The 18,349-nt window shown below is 64.1% G+C and carries 17 protein-coding genes; 8 read left to right on the forward strand and 9 right to left on the reverse strand.

Annotated features, from left to right (window positions below; genetic code table 11):
• Nucleotides 1–110 precede the first annotated feature (110 nt).
• The 7 genes from QCE48_RS13040 (at nt 111) to QCE48_RS13070 (ending at nt 6,668) form a co-directional block, all read left to right on the forward strand.
• Nucleotides 111–1,403: an HlyC/CorC family transporter gene (locus tag QCE48_RS13040; RefSeq protein WP_309787332.1), complete on the forward strand. Its 1,293-nt coding sequence runs from the start codon at nt 111–113 to the stop codon at nt 1,401–1,403.
• Nucleotides 1,404–1,484: 81 nt separating this feature from the next.
• Complete coding sequence (locus QCE48_RS13045) at nt 1,485–2,684, forward strand: ATPase, T2SS/T4P/T4SS family (protein ID WP_309787331.1); 1,200 nt, start codon at nt 1,485–1,487, stop codon at nt 2,682–2,684.
• Complete coding sequence (locus QCE48_RS13050; RefSeq protein ID WP_309787330.1) at nt 2,684–3,880, forward strand: type II secretion system F family protein; 1,197 nt, start codon at nt 2,684–2,686, stop codon at nt 3,878–3,880. Before QCE48_RS13045 ends, QCE48_RS13050 begins: the two co-directional genes overlap by 1 nt.
• A gap of 39 nt (nt 3,881–3,919) precedes the next feature.
• A complete protein-coding gene (locus QCE48_RS13055; protein WP_309787328.1) occupies nt 3,920–4,831 on the forward strand; it encodes an A24 family peptidase in 912 nt (303 codons plus the stop codon).
• A 28-nt stretch (nt 4,832–4,859) separates the two neighbouring features.
• Entirely contained in the window at nt 4,860–5,465 is a 606-nt protein-coding gene (gene coaE, locus QCE48_RS13060; RefSeq protein ID WP_309787327.1) for a dephospho-CoA kinase, read from the forward strand.
• A 185-nt stretch (nt 5,466–5,650) separates the two neighbouring features.
• Entirely contained in the window at nt 5,651–6,406 is a 756-nt protein-coding gene (gene zapD, locus QCE48_RS13065) for a cell division protein ZapD (RefSeq protein ID WP_062632512.1), read from the forward strand.
• Between the two features lie 70 nt (nt 6,407–6,476).
• The gene (locus QCE48_RS13070; protein WP_062632511.1) at nt 6,477–6,668 is read left to right on the forward strand and encodes a DNA gyrase inhibitor YacG; all 192 of its coding nucleotides are present in this window, start codon (nt 6,477–6,479) and stop codon (nt 6,666–6,668) included.
• Between the two features lie 7 nt (nt 6,669–6,675).
• On the opposite strand, the gene QCE48_RS13075 is transcribed toward QCE48_RS13070, so the two are convergent.
• The 4 genes from QCE48_RS13075 to secA form a co-directional block, all read right to left on the reverse strand.
• Nucleotides 6,676–7,092 (reverse strand): NUDIX domain-containing protein, encoded by a 417-nt coding sequence (locus QCE48_RS13075; RefSeq protein WP_309787324.1) that lies wholly within the window; start codon nt 7,090–7,092, stop codon nt 6,676–6,678.
• A complete protein-coding gene (locus QCE48_RS13080) occupies nt 7,089–7,952 on the reverse strand; it encodes an ATP-binding protein (RefSeq protein ID WP_309787323.1) in 864 nt (287 codons plus the stop codon). The genes QCE48_RS13075 and QCE48_RS13080 overlap by 4 nt, the downstream gene beginning before the upstream one ends.
• A gap of 30 nt (nt 7,953–7,982) precedes the next feature.
• Complete coding sequence (gene argJ / locus QCE48_RS13085; protein ID WP_309787321.1) at nt 7,983–9,224, reverse strand: bifunctional glutamate N-acetyltransferase/amino-acid acetyltransferase ArgJ; 1,242 nt, start codon at nt 9,222–9,224, stop codon at nt 7,983–7,985.
• A gap of 180 nt (nt 9,225–9,404) precedes the next feature.
• Nucleotides 9,405–12,206 carry a preprotein translocase subunit SecA gene (secA, locus tag QCE48_RS13090; protein ID WP_309787317.1) on the reverse strand — a complete coding sequence of 934 codons (2,802 nt, stop codon included), beginning with the start codon at nt 12,204–12,206 and terminating at the stop codon, nt 9,405–9,407.
• A 263-nt stretch (nt 12,207–12,469) separates the two neighbouring features.
• On the opposite strand from secA, the gene QCE48_RS13095 reads away from it, so the two are divergent.
• Complete coding sequence (locus tag QCE48_RS13095) at nt 12,470–12,958, forward strand: DUF721 domain-containing protein (RefSeq protein WP_087632332.1); 489 nt, start codon at nt 12,470–12,472, stop codon at nt 12,956–12,958.
• Between the two features lie 62 nt (nt 12,959–13,020).
• On the opposite strand, the gene lpxC is transcribed toward QCE48_RS13095, so the two are convergent.
• From lpxC to QCE48_RS13120, 5 genes are all read right to left on the reverse strand, one after another.
• Entirely contained in the window at nt 13,021–13,938 is a 918-nt protein-coding gene (gene lpxC, locus QCE48_RS13100) for a UDP-3-O-acyl-N-acetylglucosamine deacetylase (RefSeq protein ID WP_116563653.1), read from the reverse strand.
• 277 nt (nt 13,939–14,215) lie between these two features.
• Nucleotides 14,216–14,719 carry a peroxiredoxin gene (locus tag QCE48_RS13105; RefSeq protein WP_309787314.1) on the reverse strand — a complete coding sequence of 168 codons (504 nt, stop codon included), beginning with the start codon at nt 14,717–14,719 and terminating at the stop codon, nt 14,216–14,218.
• 265 nt (nt 14,720–14,984) lie between these two features.
• A complete protein-coding gene (gene ftsZ, locus QCE48_RS13110) occupies nt 14,985–16,181 on the reverse strand; it encodes a cell division protein FtsZ (protein ID WP_087632334.1) in 1,197 nt (398 codons plus the stop codon).
• Nucleotides 16,182–16,327: 146 nt separating this feature from the next.
• Nucleotides 16,328–17,560, reverse strand: coding sequence for a cell division protein FtsA (gene ftsA / locus QCE48_RS13115; RefSeq protein ID WP_062632502.1), 1,233 nt, complete (start codon nt 17,558–17,560; stop codon nt 16,328–16,330).
• 27 nt (nt 17,561–17,587) lie between these two features.
• Nucleotides 17,588–18,340: a cell division protein FtsQ/DivIB gene (locus QCE48_RS13120; RefSeq protein ID WP_309787310.1), complete on the reverse strand. Its 753-nt coding sequence runs from the start codon at nt 18,338–18,340 to the stop codon at nt 17,588–17,590.
• Between the last annotated feature and the right edge of the window lie 9 nt (nt 18,341–18,349).

Here is an 18,349-nt window from a genome sequence, read left to right on the forward strand (position 1 = left end):
TGCGAAAAATCCCCGCGAGCCCCGTCCAACGGCCGATCCGCCGGTCACGCAAGCTTTCGCAGACGGTCTGTTATAGTCCCTTCCATCCCTCCCCTTCTCTCAACGGTCGCGTGGACAACCTTCCCTTATGGGCGCAAATTTGCGCCATCTTTCTGCTTCTCTTTCTGTCCGGCTTTTTCTCGATCTCTGAAACGTCGATGATGGCGCTCAATCGCCATCGTCTGAAGTACCTCGCGAGCCAGGGGTCGCTGCGCGCGCGCACGACGCAGGGCCTGCTCGCGAAAACCGATCAGTTGCTGAGCGTGATCCTGATCGGCAACAACCTGATCAATACGATCATTCCGGTCCTCGTCACGTCGATCGCGCTGCGCACGTTCGGCCACGACAACTTCGTGCTGTCGATCGCGACGGGCATCGTCGCGTTCCTCATCATCGTGTTCGCGGAGATCGCGCCGAAGATCGTCGGCGCGACGTATCCGGAAAAGGTCGCGCTGCCCGCGAGCCTGATTCTCGCGCCGCTGATGCGCGTTCTGCGGCCGGTCGTGTGGTTCGTCAACCTGTTCGCGAACGCTTTGCTCGCCGCGCTGCACATCAATACGAAAGGCGGCCGCGACCAGCGCATGTCACCCGAGGAACTGCGCACCGTCGTGCTGGAGTCGGGCAGTTTCATGCCGACCAAGCACCGCAGCATTCTGCTGAATCTGTTCGATCTGGAGAACATCACCGTCGACGACGTGATGATCCCGCGCCGCCGGATCGAAGCGCTCGACTTCGATGCGCCGTTCGAGCAGATCATGCACCAGCTCGAAACCTGCTATCACAACAAGCTCGTCGTCTTTCAGGGCGACATCGACCGCGTGCTCGGCATCCTGCACGTGAGAAAGACGCTGTCGGCGCTGCACAACCAGGAACTGGAGCGCGAGACGCTGCGCGAACTGCTCACCGAGCCGTATTTCGTGCCGGCCGGCACGCCGGTGTTCCAGCAGTTGCAGTATTTCCAGGAGAGCCGCCACCGCATCGCGATCGTCGTCGACGAATACGGCGAGTTGCAGGGGCTCGTGACACCGGAAGACATCATCGAGGAACTGATCGGCGAGTTCACGACGACGATCCCGCGCGGCACCGGCTCGCGCGGCGGCTGGGACGAACAGGGCGAATGCATCGTGGCGGGCAGCATGCCGCTGCGCGAACTGAACCGCTGGCTGCACCTGAAACTGCCGACCGACGGCCCGAAGACGCTCAACGGGCTGATCCTCGAAACGCTGGAGGACATCCCGGACGGCGACGTGTCGGTGGAAATCGCGGGCGTGCATTTCGAGGTGATGCGCAGCGACGATCAGGCGATCCGCACCGTGAAAATCTTCCGTCCCGCGGCGGCAGCGACGACCCGCCTGCAGCGTTAGCCGTCCGGCCGAGTATGAAGGCGTGCGCGGCGGCGCGATGATGGGTCATCCCGAACCCGGACGGCCCACGCCGATCAACGCATGCCAACGCCTTCCCGCGACTCTTTCGCGCGCCTCGTGCCGCGCCCGCCCGATCCGCTTCCCGCCGACGACGCCCCGGCCGTCGCACTCCTGACCGAGACGCTGCGCATCGCGGCGGCGCGCGGCGCGTCCGACATTCATGTCGAGCCGGCCGAACACGAATGGCGCATCCGGCTGCGCATCGACGGCGCGCTGCACGTCCTGCACAAGCCGCCGCTGCATCTGCGCGATGCGGTCGTCACGCGCATCAAGGTGCTCGCGCGGATGGACATCGCGGAGCGGCGCGTGCCGCAGGACGGCCGGCTGCGACTTCCGCTCGCGAACGGCCAGCTCGAGGACTATCGCGTGAACTCGCTGCCGACCCTCTTCGGTGAAAAGCTCGTGCTGCGACGCCTCGAAGCGCTGCCCGCCGACCTCTCGCTCGGCGCGCTCGGACTCGATGCGCGACAGAGCGAAGCCGTCGAATCGGCGATCCACGCGCCGCATGGGCTTATCCTCGTCACCGGCCCGACCGGCAGCGGCAAGACGCTTTCGCTCTACTGCTTCCTTCAGATGCTCAACGCCGAGGCGCGCAACGTCTGTTCTGTCGAGGACCCGGCCGAAATCCAGTTGAACGGCATCAATCAGGTCAGCGTGCGCGACAAGGCCGGGCTCACGTTCGCCGTCGCGTTGCGTGCGTTCATGCGGCAGGACCCGGATGTGATCATGGTCGGCGAGATCCGCGACGCCGAAACCGCCGATGTCGCCGTGAAGGCGGCCCAGACCGGCCATCTCGTGCTGTCGACGCTTCACACGAACGATGCGCCCGCCGCCATCGCGCGGCTGATCGACATCGGCGTGGCGCCGTACAACCTCGCGTCGGCGCTGCGGCTCGTCACGGCGCAGCGGCTCGTGCGAAAGCTGTGCGAGGCGTGTCGCGTGCCGTCCGAACTCCCGCTCGACGACGGCATCCGCCCCTTCGAGCCGCGCGGCTGCGCGAAGTGCCACGGGATCGGCTATCGGGGACGCGTGGGCGTGCACCAGCTGATGCCCGTCACCGACGCGCTGCGCGAACTGATCGTTGCGCGCGCCGCCACGCATGCGGTCACGCGTCAGGCGCAGTCCGAAGGCATGCCGGCGTTGCGCGACGCGGCCTTTCAGCGCGTGCGCGAAGGCGTGACGAGCGTCGCCGAGGCGCTCGAAGCCACGGAGATCGCGTAATGGGCGCCGATCTTCGATTTGCATGGCGCGGCGTCGATGCAAACGGCGCGAAGAAGCGCGGCAGGACGATCGCGGCCGACGCCGCATCGGCGCGCGCCGCGTTGAGGCGCGAAGGCTGGACGGTACTGGAACTCGACGCACTCGGCGACGCGCCGCCGCCGAAGGCGGGCGGCGCCGACGTGACGCTCTTCACGCGCCAGTTGGCGGGCCTGCTGCGCGCCGGGCTGCCGCTCGCGCCTGCGCTCGAACTGATCGCGCAAACGCCGATGCGCGGCGGTTTGCCGCGCATCGTGCGAAGTGTCGCGCGCGACATCACGCAGGGCGTGCCGTTCTCCGATGCGCTCGCGCGTCATCCGGCGTGTTTCGGGCCGCTCTACTGCCAGCTCGTTTCGGTCGGCGAACTGGCGGGCGCCTTGCCGACGGTGCTCGCGCGCCTCGCTGACGACCGCGAGCGCGCGGCCTCGCAGCGTGCGAAGCTCAAGGGCGCGCTGACCTATCCGGTCATGGTGCTGCTGCTCTCGCTCTCGATCACGGCGGGCTTGCTGGTCGGCGTCGTGCCGACCTTCAAGACGATCTTCGACGGTTTCGGCGCCGCGCTGCCCGCGCCGACACGCTTCGTGCTCGCGTTGTCGGACGGTGTCGCGCGCTGGAGCGCGCCGTTCGCGATCGCGTGCTTCGTTGCAGGCGCAGCGTGTGCGCGCGTGCTCGAGCGCTCGCCGCCGGCACGCGACGCCGTCGATCGCGCGTTGCTGAAGCTGCCGCTCGTCGGCGCGCTGCTGCGCTCGCTCGCGGTGGCGCGCTGGAGCCGCGCGCTCGGCACGCTGCTCGCGGCGGGCACACCGCTCTCCGATGCATTCGGTTCGCTCGCGAACGCCACCGGCAACCGCATCTTCGACCGCGCGACCGTCGACATTGCGGCGCGTCTGCATCGCGGCGAACGGCTCGCGGCCGCCATGCGCGCGCAGGGCTGCTTCCCGCCCGAAGTCGTGCAGCCGGTCGCGGTCGCCGAGGAATCGGGCTCGCTCGACTCGATGCTGATGGACCTCGCCACTTTGGGCGACCGGCAGGTCGACGACAGGATCGGCACCTTCGCGAGCTTGTGCGAGCCGGTCGTGATCGTCGTGCTCGGCGCGCTCGTGGGCGGACTCGTCATCGCGATGTATCTTCCCATCATTCAACTCGGTAACGTGGTGTAGTGGTGTAGCATCGCTGCCGAATTCATTCCGTCACTGTCCATGCTGCCTTCGTTCGAACCCTACCTCGCGGATCATTCCGGCGCTTACCTGCACGTCTTTGCCGCGCTGCCCGTCGCGGTGCAGTACGGCTTCGCCGTGGTGTTCGGCCTCGTGATCGGCAGCTTTCTGACGGTCGTCGTGCATCGACTGCCGATCATGCTGGAACGCGCATGGCGAGCCGAGCTCGAAGCGGCGGATGAGAACCATGCCGAGGCCGAAGGCCCGTCGACGCCCGTCCGCTACAACCTCGCCGTGCCGCGCAGCGGCTGCCCGCACTGCGGACACACGCTGCGCGCATGGGAGAACATTCCGGTCGTGAGCTACGTGCTGTTGCGCGGACGATGCGCGAAGTGCGGCGCGTCCGTCAGCCCGCGCTATCCGCTGACCGAACTCGCCACGGCGCTCCTCGCTGCCGTTTCGCTTTACGCGTTCGGCCCCAACTGGCTCGCGCTCGCCGCCTTCGGTCTGTGCGCGACACTGCTCGCGATGAGTCTCATCGACTTCGACACAAAATACCTGCCCGACTCGCTCACGCTGCCGCTTTTGTGGGCTGGCCTGATCGTCAATCTCGGCGACGGCGGCTTTGCCTCGTTGCGCGATGCGGTCATCGGCGCGATCGCGGGTTATCTGTTCCTGTGGTGCGTCTACTGGATCTTCCGGCTGGTGCGCGGCGTCGAAGGCATGGGTTACGGCGACTTCAAGCTGCTCGCCGCGCTCGGCGCATGGCTTGGCTGGATGGCGCTGCCGCAGATCCTGATGGTCTCGGCGATCGCGGGCGCGCTCGTCGGACTGATCGCGACGTGGCGCAAACGCATGCGCTTCGAAGAACCGCTGCCGTTCGGGCCGTTCCTCGCGATTGGCGGCGCACTGACACTCTTCTTCGGCACGCCGCTCTACGCGCTGTTCGGTTGAATTCACGGATGAATACGAGGAGCCAGGGATGTTCAGCATCGGCTTGACGGGCGGTATCGGCAGCGGCAAGACGACAGTCGCCGATCTCTTCGCGGCACACGGCGTCACCGTGATCGACACCGATCTCATCGCGCACGGCATCACGGCACCGGGCGGCGTGGCGATGCCGCTGATCGAAAGCAAGTTCGGGCGCGAGTTCGTCGCGCAGGACGGCTCGCTCGATCGCGCGAAGATGCGCGAGCGCGTCTTCGCCGACGACGCGGCCAAAGCGCGGCTCGAAGCCATCACGCATCCGCTGATCCGTGCGGAAACCGAACATCAGCGCGGCCTGGCGCGTGGCGCGTATCACATCGTGGCCGTGCCGCTCCTCGTGGAATCGGGGAACTGGTCGTCGCGTGCCGATCGGATTCTGGTCGTCGACTGCCCGGTCGAAACGCAGATCGAACGCGTGATGCGGCGCAATGGCTTTTCGCGCGAACAGGTGCTCGCCATCATCGCGCGCCAGGCCACTCGCGAAGCACGACTCGCGGTGGCCGACGACATCGTCGTCAACGATGCGAACGCGACCCTCGACACGCTCAAGCGCGATGTCGATGCATTGCACGCGCGCTATCTGTCACTGGCCGATGCGTGAGCCGCGACGCGAGCATTCGCACGAACGCAAAGTTCACACTTAACGATTGGAAACTGTTGCGATCAGCGACGAAAATGCGTCCCGACAAGCTCATCGTGCGTCGATTTGCTAGGGTGGGGTTGCGGCATTAGAATGTCCTGACTTTCCGTCCCACGTAGCACCGACTTACGCCGAGGCGAGCGCGCTTGATCCTTTACGAGTATCCCTTCAACGAGCGAATTCGAACGCTGCTGCGCCTCGAAGACCTGTTCGAGCGCTTCACCTTCTTCTTGACCCAGGAAGACCCCCGTGAGCATCACGTCGCGCTGACGACGCTCTTCGAAATCGCCGAAGTCGCGGGCCGCACCGATCTGAAAGCCGATCTGATGAAGGAACTGGAACGCCAGCGTCAGACGCTCGCGCCGTTCCGCGGCAATCCCGGCATCGAACAGGAAGCGCTCGAAGCCGTGCTCGGAGAAATCGAACAGACGCTCGCCGGGCTCGCGCAGATGCAGGGCAAGACCGGTCAGCACCTGATCGACAACGAATGGCTCGCGAGCATCCGTAGCCGCACGATCATTCCCGGCGGCACCTGCAAATTCGACTTGCCGTCGTACTTTGCATGGCAGCAATTGCCGGTCGAGCAGCGTCGCCAGGACATCGCGAAGTGGGTCATGCCGATGCTCGCGCTACGCGACGCAGCCACCATCGTGCTGCGTCTCGCGCGCGAATCGGGGCAGGCGTCGAAGGTGATGGCAATGCAGGGCAGCTATCAGCAGATGCTCTCGGGACGGACCTATCAGCTGATGCAGGTGCGCGTGTCGCCGGAGGTGCGGGTGATCCCCGAGGCGAGCGCCAACAAGTACATGCTGTGGGTGCGCTTCACGGTGCAGGACGGCGATCTGCGGCCGCGCCCCGTCGATGTCGACGTGCCTTTTCACCTCACGCTGTGCAGTCTTTGATCCGGCTTTGACAATGCGGCCGGACGGCCTCATGGTTTAAGCTCGGTATTTTCGATAACGTTCGATCCGTATGACCACCGTCGTCAAATGTCCGACCTGCGCCAAGGAAGTCCGCTGGGTTCCGGAAAACCGCTTTCGCCCGTTTTGCTCCGAGCGCTGCAAGCAGATCGATCTCGGCGCCTGGGCCACCGGGAAATATCGCATCGGCGGCAATTCGCAGGAAACGCCGCCCGATGACGATTCGCACGGCGGTCTGAACTGAAGCGCGTCTACTTCGCTTCCATAGCAAGCCATTCCAGCACCGGAATGGCGGCGGGAAGCAGCGGCGCGACCTCCACGGGCAAGTGCTGCCAGGCGAGCGCCTGACCTTCGCGGCCGACGGGCGCGCCGGACCACTGCGTCACCTTGCAGAAATGGAGCCGCACGTAGGCGTGCGGATAGTCGTGTTCGAGCGTGCGCCAGCGTTCGCACGCGGTGACGTCGATGCCCAGTTCCTCGTGCAGTTCGCGTCCGAGCGCCTCCTCGACGCTCTCGCCCGCCTCGATCTTGCCGCCCGGAAATTCCCAGTAGCCCTCGTAGGGCTTGCCCTCCGGGCGCTGCGCGAGGAGATACTGGCCGTCCGCCTGCACCATCACGCCGACTGCCACCTCGGTCACCTTGCGTCCGTTCGCGGCGAACTCCGTCATGCCTTGCGCCCCGACCAGTCGCGCGCGAACTGCCACGCGACGCGGCCCGAACGCGAGCCACGCTCCAGCGCCCACACGAGCGCATCGCCGCGCGCGCTCTCGATTTCGCCCTGATCGCAGCCGAAGTGCTTCAGCCAGTGGCCGACGATCGAAAGATAGTCGTCCTGCTTGAACGGATAGAAGCTCACCCACAGGCCGAAGCGCTCGGAGAGCGAAATCTTCTCCTCGACCACTTCGCCCGGGTGAATCTCGCCATCGGACGTATGCTTGTACGTCTCGTTGTCGCTCATGTACTCGGGCATCAAGTGGCGCCGGTTCGACGTCGCGTAGATCAGCACGTTGTCCGACTGCGCGGCGACCGAGCCGTCGAGCGCCACCTTCAGCGCCTTATAGCCCGACTCGCCTTCCTCGAACGAAAGATCGTCGCAGAACACGATGAAGCGCTCGGGCCGCGCCGAGATCAGATCGACGATATCGCCGAGATCGTGCAGATCGTCCTTGTCGACTTCGATCAGGCGCAGACCGTCCTTCGAATACGCGTTCAGGCACGCCTTGATCAGCGACGACTTGCCGGTGCCGCGCGCGCCCGTCAGCAGCACGTTGTTCGCGGGCGCCTTCGCGACGAACTGGCGCGTGTTCTGCTCGATCAGCGCTTTCTGCCGGTCGATGTTTTGCAGGTCGTCGAACGAAATGAGGGAAATCGCCGGCACGGGTTGCAGAAAGCCGCGCCCCTGGCGCTTGCGCCAGCGAAACGCGACGGCCGAATCCCAGTCGATCTGCGGCGCCGCGGGCGGCAGCATGCCTTCGATGCGCGCCAGAACCGCTTCGGCGCGAGTCAGAAATTGTTCGAGTTTGTCCATGACGTGCCTGAGTGTTGTCGATGTCGAGCTTTACGAGCGGTAGTCGGCGTTGATGCTCACGTAGTCGTGCGAGAGATCGCAGGTCCAGATGGTCGCGCGCGCGTCGCCGCGGCCGAGCAGCACGCGGATCGCGATCTCACTCTTCTTCATCACGCGCTGGCCGTCTTCCTCGCGATAGTCCGGGTTGCGCCCGCCCGCCTTCGCGACGAGCACGTCGTCCAGATAAAGGTCGATGCGTTCGACGTCGAGATCGGTCACGCCTGCATAACCGATCGCGGCAAGAATTCGGCCGAGGTTAGGATCGGATGCGTAGAACGCGGTTTTCACGAGCGGCGAGTGGCCGATCGCATAGCCTATCTGTCGGCACTCCGCTTCGTTCTTGCCGCCTTCCACCGTGATCGTCATGAATTTGGTCGCGCCTTCGCCGTCGCGCACGATCAGTTGCGCGAGTTCCTGCGCGACCGCCGTCACCGCGTCCCGCAACGCGGCAAAAGCGGGCGAATCCGTCGACGTGATTGCCGGCAGGCTCGACTTGCCCGATGCGATCAGAATGAACGAATCGTTCGTCGAGGTATCGCCGTCGATCGTGATGCAGTTGAACGAGCGGTCCGCGACGTGCTTCGCCAACTGGTCGAGCACCGGCTGCGCCACCGCAGCATCGAACGCGAGGAAGCCGAGCATCGTCGCCATGTTCGGCTTGATCATGCCCGCGCCCTTGCTGATGCCCGACAGCGTAACCGTGTGGCCGTCGATCTGCACCCGGCGCGACGACGCCTTCGGCAACGTGTCGGTGGTCATGATGGTTTGCGCGGCGTCGAACCAGTGCGCGGGCTGCTGGTTCGCGAGCGCGGCGGGCAAGCCGGCCTTCAGCCGGTCGACCGGCAGCGGCTCAAGAATCACGCCCGTCGAGAACGGCAGGATTTGCTGCGCATCGAAGCCCGTCAGGCGCGCGAGTTCGTCGCAGGTCGCGCGGGTCGCGGCCATGCCCGGCTCGCCCGTGCCCGCGTTCGCGTTGCCCGTATTCACGACGAGTGCGCGAATGCCCTTGCCGCCTTGTCGAACCGCGTCGAGATGCTCGCGGCACACCGTCACCGGCGCCGCGCAAAAGCGGTTCAGCGTGAACACGCCCGCGACGGTCGCGCCCTCTTCAAGCTGGATGACGAGCAGATCCTTGCGATTCGGCTTGCGAATATGGGCTTCGGCCCAGCCTAGCGTGACGCCAGCGACGGGATGAAGCGCTGCGGGATCGATCGAGGGGAAATTGACGGCCATGTTCGCGACTCGCTGAATGTGGCGCGCGCCGGCGGGTGTCGTTGCACACGATGCGCCAACGCGGGATGAATGAACGGGCGCCGCTCACGCAGATTGCAACGGCGCCAGGAAAAACCGGACCTGCAAAGACAAACGACGCATCGCTGCGTCGCTTGTTCCCAACCGTAACGGATTCGCCGATTACGCCAGCTTGCCGTGACAGTTCTTGTACTTCTTGCCGCTGCCGCACGGGCACGGATCGTTGCGGCCGACCTTCGGGACATCGTCCGCGGGGCGCGTGGCGACGGTGGTGTCATCGCCGAACGCCATCGCCTGATTGACCATCTGTGCGGTGGCATCGGCCGGCGCGGGCGCCGCGGCGGCTTCCGCGAAATCCATGTGCGTGAACGCGACGTTCTCGACATGGCTGCCCTTCTCTTCGTACTGCTCGGCGGCTTCCTCGAGCTGCTCCGGCGACTGGATCTGCACGTTCATCACGACGCGCGTCACTTCTTCCTTCACCGAATCGAGCATCGCGGCGAAGAGTTCGAACGCCTCGCGCTTGTATTCCTGCTTCGGGTTCTTCTGCGCGTAACCGCGCAGGTGGATGCCCTGACGCAAATGGTCGAGCGCGGCGAGATGCTCGCGCCAGCGGCTATCGAGCGTCTGCAGCATGATCGAGCGCTCGAACGCGCTGAACGACTCGCGGCCGACGAGCGCGACCTTCGCTTCGTAGGCTTCGTCGGCGGCGGCGAGCACGGCTTCCAGGATTTCTTCAGCGTCGATCGAATTCGACTCGTTGATCATCTCCTGGATCGCGAGATCGAGCGACCAGTCGTTGCGCAGCACTTCTTCCAGTTCCGGCGCCTGCCATTGCTCTTCGATACTGCCCGCCGGCACGAACGTGCGCACCACGTCGCCGATCACGCTCTGGCGCATCGCAGCGATGGTTTCCTGCACGTCGTTGGCTTCGAGCAACTCGTTGCGCTGCTGATAGATCACCTTGCGCTGATCGTTCGATACATCGTCGTATTCGAGCAGTTGCTTGCGGATATCGAAGTTGCGCGCTTCGACCTTGCGCTGCGCGCCTTCGATCGAACGCGTGACGATGCCCGCCTCGATCGGCTCGCCTTCCGGCATCTTCAGGCGGTCCATGATCGAGCGGACACGGTCGCCGGCGAAGATGCGCAGAAGCGGATCGTCGAGCGACAGATAGAAGCGCGACGATCCCGGATCGCCCTGACGGCCCGCGCGGCCGCGCAACTGGTTGTCGATCCGGCGCGATTCGTGACGCTCGGTGCCGATGATGTGCAGACCGCCCGCGGCCTTCACCTGATCGTGCAGCGCCTGCCATTCGTCGTGAAGCTTCTGGATGCGCGGCTGCTTTTCGTCTTCGGGGATCGAGAGATCGGCTTCGATGAACGACGCCTGCTTCTCGACGTTGCCGCCGAGCACGATGTCCGTGCCGCGGCCGGCCATGTTCGTCGCGATCGTGACGACGCCCGGACGGCCCGCTTCGGCGACGATCGCCGCTTCCCGCGCGTGCTGCTTCGCGTTCAGCACTTCATGCTTGACGCCGGCCTGCGTGAGCAGCGTGGAGAGCAGTTCCGACGCTTCGATCGACGTCGTGCCGACGAGCGTCGGCTGGCCGCGCTCGACGCACTCGCGAATGTCGCGGATCACCGCGTCGTAGCGTTCCTTCGCGGTCTTGTAGATCTGGTCCTGCTTGTCGATCCGCTTCGGCGGCCGGTTGGTCGGGATCACGACCGTTTCCAGGCCGTAGATTTCGTTGAATTCGTAAGCTTCGGTGTCGGCCGTGCCGGTCATGCCGGACAGCTTCGAATACATGCGGAAGTAGTTCTGGAACGTGATCGACGCGAGCGTCTGGTTCTCGTTCTGAATCTTGACTTGTTCCTTCGCTTCGACGGCCTGATGCAGACCGTCCGACCAGCGGCGGCCGGTCATCATGCGGCCCGTGAATTCGTCGACGATCACGACTTCGCCGCCCTGCACCACGTAATGCTGGTCGCGATGGAAGAGCGTATGCGCACGCAACGCGGCGTAGACGTGGTGCATCAGCGTGATGTTCTGCGCGGCGTACAGGCTCTCGCCCTCGCCGATCAGACCCCACTCGGCGAGCAGCCGCTCCGCCTTTTCGTGGCCTTCCTCGGTGAGGAAAACCTGACGCGCTTTTTCATCGAGCGTGTAGTCGCCCGGCTTCTCGACGCCGGTGCCGTCCGCCTTCTCCTCGCCGATCTGCTGTTCGAGCAGCGGCGGCAGCGCGTTCATGCGCACGTAGAGATCGGTGTGATCTTCGGCCTGACCGGAAATGATGAGCGGCGTGCGCGCTTCGTCGATCAGGATCGAGTCCACTTCGTCGACGATCGCGAAATTGAGCGGCCGCTGCACGCGCGCGTCGGTCTCGTAGACCATGTTGTCGCGCAGGTAGTCGAAGCCGAACTCGTTGTTCGTGCCGTAAGTGATGTCGGCGGCGTAGGCTTCCTGCTTCAGATCGTGTTCCATCTGCGACAGATTGATGCCCCACGACAACCCGAGGAAGTTGTAGAGCCGCCCCATCCATTCGGCGTCGCGCTGCGCGAGGTAATCGTTCACCGTCACGACGTGCACGCCGCGGCCCGACAGCGCGTTCAGGTACGCGGCCAGCGTGGCGACGAGCGTCTTGCCCTCGCCCGTGCGCATTTCCGCGATCTTGCCGTAATGCAGGACCATGCCGCCGACCAGCTGGACGTCGAAGTGACGCATGTGAAGCACGCGCTTGCTCGCCTCGCGGCAGACGGCGAATGCTTCGGGCAGCAGAACGTCGAGCGACTCGCCGCTCGCGACGCGCTGACGGAATTCGTCGGTCTTCGCGCGCAGTTGCTTGTCCGTGTACTTTTCGATCGTCGGCTCGAGCGCATTGATCGCCGCAACGGTCTTTTGATATTGCTTGACCAGCCGCTGGTTGCGACTGCCAAAAATCTTTTGAAGGAAACCGGTGGTCATCGGATCAGTGTCTGCGTCGCGGTATCGGACAGGTGCACGGTGCATGCGCCCGAGTTCGGAGAACCTCGGCGGCTTAAGTCCATGGGTGAAATTTAATCGAGGATTTTAGCACGCGAGCCCGGCACGGCTTGTGTCCGCGTCGGGCCGGCCGCGTCGCCGCGCCGCGACAGTCAGACGCCTGAAAGCTTCGGACGGCCGAGCGCATCGGCGAGGTCTCGCGCGGGTACAATCGGCGCATCGCCTTCGCGCCTATCCCATCAAAAATGAGCCGTTTTCCGACGAATTCAAGGCCGCCGCAGCGATTCAATCCGCGCAAACCTCAGTCGATTTCCGAACTGCTCGGCCGCGCCGATGCGCTGCGCGCGCTGCGTGCCGGTGTCGACCAGATGGCGGCGATGCAGCGCGACCTGTCGGCGCTCCTGCCCGATTACCTTGCGTCCAGCGTCGAACCCGGATTCATCAAGGACGGCGTACTGTCGCTTTTTGCGGGACACAACGCGCTCGCGGCACGGCTGCGGCATATCGAGCCGCGTCTGCTTGCCGATTTGCAGCAGCGCGGCTGGGCAGTGAATTCGCTGCGAATTCGCGTGCGTCCGCAGGCGATGAAGGAAGCGGCGCCGCCCAAGCAGGCGCGCATGTCCCCGGCCGGCGCCGACGCGCTGAAGGAACTGGCCGACACGCTCGAACCGTCGCCGCTGCGTGAAGCGCTTGCAAAGATGGCGGCGCGCCATCAGGCGAAAGCGCGCAAATAAAGCGCAAAAAAAATGAGCGGCGCTTTCGCTGCCGCTCATTTCGTCGTTCGAGCCTGATGGATTCAGGCAAACGCCGTCTGCGTATCGAAGCCGAAGCCGCGTGGCGCCTTTTGCGTGTCGTCGAACGTGACGATTTCATACGCTTCTTCATGCGCCAGCAGTTCGCGCAGCAGCATGTTGTTCAATGCGTGACCGCCCTTGTACGCCGTGTACGACGCGAGCAGCGGATGACCGACCACGTACAGGTCGCCGATTGCGTCGAGCATCTTGTGCTTCACGAATTCGTCGTCGTAGCGCAGCCCGTCGTTGTTCAGGATGCGGTATTCGTCGAGCACGATGGCGTTGTCCATGCTGCCGCCGCGCGCCAGACCCAGTTCGCGCATCATTTCGACTTCATGCGCGAACCCGAACGTGCGCGCGCGCGCGATTTCGCGGACATACGATGTATTCGCAAAATCGACTTCCAGCGCCTGCCCGGTTTTATCGACGGCCGGATGGCGGAAATCGATGGTAAAGCTCAGCTTGAAACCAAAATACGGATCGAGGCGCGCGAATTTGTCGCCGTCGCGAATTTCGACGGGTTTCGTCACCTTGATGAATTTCTTCGGAGCATTTTGCTCTTCGATTCCCGCCGATTGAATCAGAAACACGAAGGAAGCGGCGCTGCCGTCCATGATCGGGATTTCTTCAGCCGTTACGTCTACATACAGATTGTCGATGCCCAGACCCGCGCACGCCGACATCAGATGCTCGATCGTCGAAACGCGCGCGCCATCCTTTTGCAGCACGGATGCGAGCCGCGTGTCGCCGATAGCCATGGCGTTCGCGGGAATATCGACCGGCGTTGCGAGGTCGATACGCGAGAACACGATGCCCGTGCCCGCCGGGGCCGGCTTGAGCGTCAACTCGACTTTGCGCCCGGAATGCAATCCGATACCCACGGTCTTGACGACAGTTTTGATTGTTCGCTGCTTCAACATGATTTTTCCGCTTCGATTTAAATTCTCTATAAAGAGAATTAATCGTGAATATCTATTCAATAGCACGAATTATACTCCATCCGCTGCGCGCCGTCCCAAACGGGAAGTATCAATCTGTTTCCCTGTGTTACGCGAGAAATTGCGCGGATGAGGAAGCGGAACGGGCCGATGGCCGGAATGGAGGCATTTCCGGTCATCGGCCCCAAGTCGCTGCCGATTTCGCGGCGTCATCGCTCGTTGCGTCACTGCAACGCAACTCCTGAAAACGCCGCGAGAATCAGCGCAACGTCGCCAGGATGCTTTCGGCGTCGCTGACTTCGAACTTGCCGGGTGTTTCGACATTGAGCGTCTTGACCACGCCGTTGTCGACCACCATCGCGTAGCGCTGGGAACGAATGCCCATGCCGCGCTCCGACAAATCCTGCTCCAGACCGAGTGCCTGGGTGAAACGCGCGGCTCCGTCGGCGATCATCTTCACCTTGCCCGAGGTTTGAAGATCGCGTCCCCACGCGTTCATGACGAACGCGTCGTTGACGGAAACGCACCAGATCTCATCGATGCCAGCGTCGTTCAGGCGCTGTGCCGCATCGACATAACCGGGTACGTGTTTCGCGGAACACGTCGGCGTGAAGGCGCCCGGCAATCCGAAGATCACCACGCGTTTTCCCGCCGTCCGCTCGCGCGCCGAGAACCCGTTCGGTCCCACGGCACAGCCCTCGCCCGCCACTTCGACGAACTCGAAGAGGCGTGCATCCGGCAACGTGTCACCCACTTTGATCATGCTCGGTCCTTTGCTCGTCAGTGCGGGTTGCAGTCCTGGCGATACAGCTTATGTCGCACGGCGCGACGCGATCGGCTTCGGATTTAGTCATTGAAAACCGCGCAAATTTCGCGCGAATCCGTGGAGGTCGGCTGACCACGGCCCGGCGTCCAGTGAAGAACGCGGCCTTGGACAGTCGCCCCAGCAGCCCGACCGGTCACGCTTTTGCGTTTTGCCTCGCCTGTGCGATGCACTGCACCTGCCCAGCAAAAAGCGTGCGCCGGTCTTAGTCGGCTTGCTTGCGCAGGAACGCCGGGATGTCGTAAGTGTCGACACCCTTTTCCTGCAGCGCCTGCACGTGCGAAGCCGCCGTTTCACGCGACGAACGCCATACAGCCGGCGTATCCAGCGCGCCGTAATCGGTCGCGTGCGACTGCTGCGGTGCGTACGTGTGCTGCGCCGCGTGCGCGATCGGCTGGTTGTCGGTGCCGGTGCGCAGAAGCGTCATCGGCGCGGCCTGCTTGTTCTTCGCCGCGCGGCCAAGACCCGTCGCCACCACCGTCACGCGCAGCGCGTCGCCCATCGCATCGTCATACACCGCGCCGAAGATCACAGTTGCGTCGTCGGCTGCGTAGCTCTTGATCGTGTTCATCACTTCGCGCGTTTCCGACAGACGCAGCGAACGGCTCGACGTGATGTTCACCAGCACGCCACGCGCACCCGACAGATCGACGCCTTCCAGGAGCGGACTTGCCACTGCCTGCTCGGCCGCGAGACGCGCGCGATCGACGCCGGCAACCGTCGCCGTGCCCATCATCGCCTTGCCCTGCTCGCCCATGACCGTCTTCACGTCCTCGAAGTCGACGTTCACGAGGCCATCGACGTTGATGATTTCAGCGATACCGGCCACCGCGTTGTTCAGGACGTCGTCGGCGCACTGGAAGCACTTGTCCATTTCGGCGTCGTCGCCCATCACTTCGAACAGCTTGTCGTTCAGCACGACGATCAGCGAATCGACGTGATCTTCCAGTTGCTGCGAACCTGCTTCGGCCACGCGCATGCGGCGGCCGCCTTCGAACTCGAACGGCTTGCTGACGACACCGACCGTCAGAATGCCCATTTCCTTCGCGATCTGCGCGACCACCGGCGCCGCCCCCGTGCCCGTGCCGCCGCCCATGCCGGCGGTGATGAACACCATGTGCGCGCCGCGCAGTGCATCGGCGATGCGCTCGCGTGCGTCTTCGGCCGCGGCCTTGCCCATGTCGGGCTTCGCACCGGCTCCAAGGCCCGTATTGCCGAGCTGGATCACCGTGCTCGCGCGCGAACGGGCGAGCGCCTGCGCGTCCGTGTTCATCACGATGAAGTCGACGCCCTGCACGCCGCGGTTGATCATGTGCTGCACGGCATTGCCGCCAGCGCCACCTACTCCGACGACCTTGATGATCGTTCCGTTGGTTTCCGTTTCCAGCATTTCGAAATCCATGTTGCCTCCGTCAAGATAAAAAGCGGCGTTATTCGGCAAACGATCGGGCAACCGCTTGTCGCGCGCCAGCCGCCGGCACCGGCGCGAATTTTCTTTTGCAGCGAGCTTTTTGAAAAGCTCTTGTTGTAACTCTCGTCAAACCTGGGTCAGAAATTGCCGAGGAACCAGTCCTTCATCCTCGTGAATACCTGTCCCATCGATCCCGACTGCACCGCGACCTTGCGGCCGCGCATGCGTTGCGAGCGTCCTTCGACGAGCAGACCCATCGCCGTCGAATAGCGCGGATTGCGCACGACATCGGCGAGTCCGCCCGCGTATTCCGGCACGCCGATGCGCACCGGTTTCAGGAAAATGTCTTCGCCCAGCTCGACCATGCCGGGCATCATCGACGCGCCGCCGGTCAGCACGACGCCGCTCGACAGCAGTTCTTCGTAGCCCGACTCGCGCACGACCTGCTGCACGAGCGAAAACAGTTCTTCGACGCGCGGCTCGACCACCGCCGCCAGCGCCTGGCGCGACAGCGTGCGCGGACCGCGCTCGCCCAGGCCCGGCACTTCGATCATTTCGTCCGGATCGGCGAGCGCCTGCTTCGCGATGCCGTAGGTCACCTTGATGTCCTCGGCGTCGGGCGTCGGCGTGCGCAGCGCCATCGCGACGTCGCTCGTGATCTGGTCGCCCGCGATCGGGATCACGGCCGTGTGGCGGATCGCGCCTTCGCTGAAGATTGCGATGTCGGTCGTGCCGCCGCCGATGTCGACGAGCACCACGCCCAGTTCCTTTTCGTCTTCCGTCAGCACCGCGAGCGACGACGCGAGCGGCTGCAGGATCAGGTCGTTCACTTCGAGCCCGCAGCGGCGCACGCACTTCACGATGTTCTGCGCCGCGCTCACCGCGCCCGTCACGATATGCACCTTTACTTCGAGGCGGATGCCGCTCATGCCGATCGGCTCGCGCACGTCCTCCTGGCCGTCGATGATGAATTCCTGCGTCAGGATGTGCAGCACTTGCTGGTCGGTCGGGATGTTGATCGCCTTGGCCGTCTCGATCACGCGCGCGACGTCCGTCTGCGTGACTTCCTTGTCCTTGATCGCGACCATGCCGCTCGAATTGAAGCTGCGGATATGGCTTCCCGCGATCCCCGTGAATACGTTGGTGATCTTGCAGTCGGCCATCAGTTCCGCTTCTTCGAGCGCGCGCTGGATCGACTGCACCGTGGCCTCGATGTTGACCACGACGCCCTTCTTCAAGCCCTTCGAGTCGTTCTGACCGAGTCCGATCACCTCGTAGTGGCCCTCGCCCTTCAATTCGGCGACGATCGCCACCACCTTCGACGTCCCGATGTCGAGGGCGACCAGCAGGTCTTTGTAGTCTTTGCTCATAGCGTGCTCATTGCCTGTTAAGTCTGCTTACTTCTTGGCCTTGTCGGTGTCGTTGATGAAGCGCATGCCGGCGGCCCGTATGGCAAAGCCGTTCGGATAGCGCAAATCCGCGTACTCGATGTCATTTCCCCACCGCCCCGTCACCGACGACCACGCCGCCACGAACCGGCGGCTGCGGTCGAACAAAGTGTCCTGATTGCGCTCGCGTCCGAGTTCGATCTGCGTGCCGTTCGAGAGCTTCACCGTCCACGCGAAACGCGGCGACAGGATCACTTCTTCCGGATGCGCGTCGAGCGGCGCGAACCACTTCGCGAAATCGCGATACCGCGCGACCACTTCCTTCGCCGTGCCTTCCGGACCGTCGAACGCGGGCAAGTCGTCGTCGAGTTCGCCCTGGTTCGCGGTGAACAGATCGCCGTCCACGCTCACGAGCTGGTCGCTGCCCCACGTGCCGAGCGGCTTGTATTCTTCGAGCGTCACGGCGAGCGCGTTCGGCCATACGCGGCGCACGCTTGCATGACGCACCCACGGCATCTGTTCGAACGCGGTGCGCGCGATGTCGAGATCGACCGTGAAGAAGTTGCCCTTCAGCCGTCCCACGACGCCTGCGCGCACCGTCGGCGAATTGATGTGCTGCGTGTCGCCGTCGATCTGGATCTCGCGCAAGCGGAACTCCGGACGCTGGATCGCCCAGTAACCCGCCGCGCCGAGCAGCACGAGCACGAGCACCACGTGCAGCGCGTTGGCAGCGAGGTTCAGTTGGCGGGCGTTGTTCCACATGGCGTCGAA

Origin of the sequence: Caballeronia sp. LZ024 (assembly GCF_031451455.1) — a bacterium.
Classification (GTDB): Bacteria; Pseudomonadota; Gammaproteobacteria; order Burkholderiales; family Burkholderiaceae; genus Caballeronia; species Caballeronia telluris.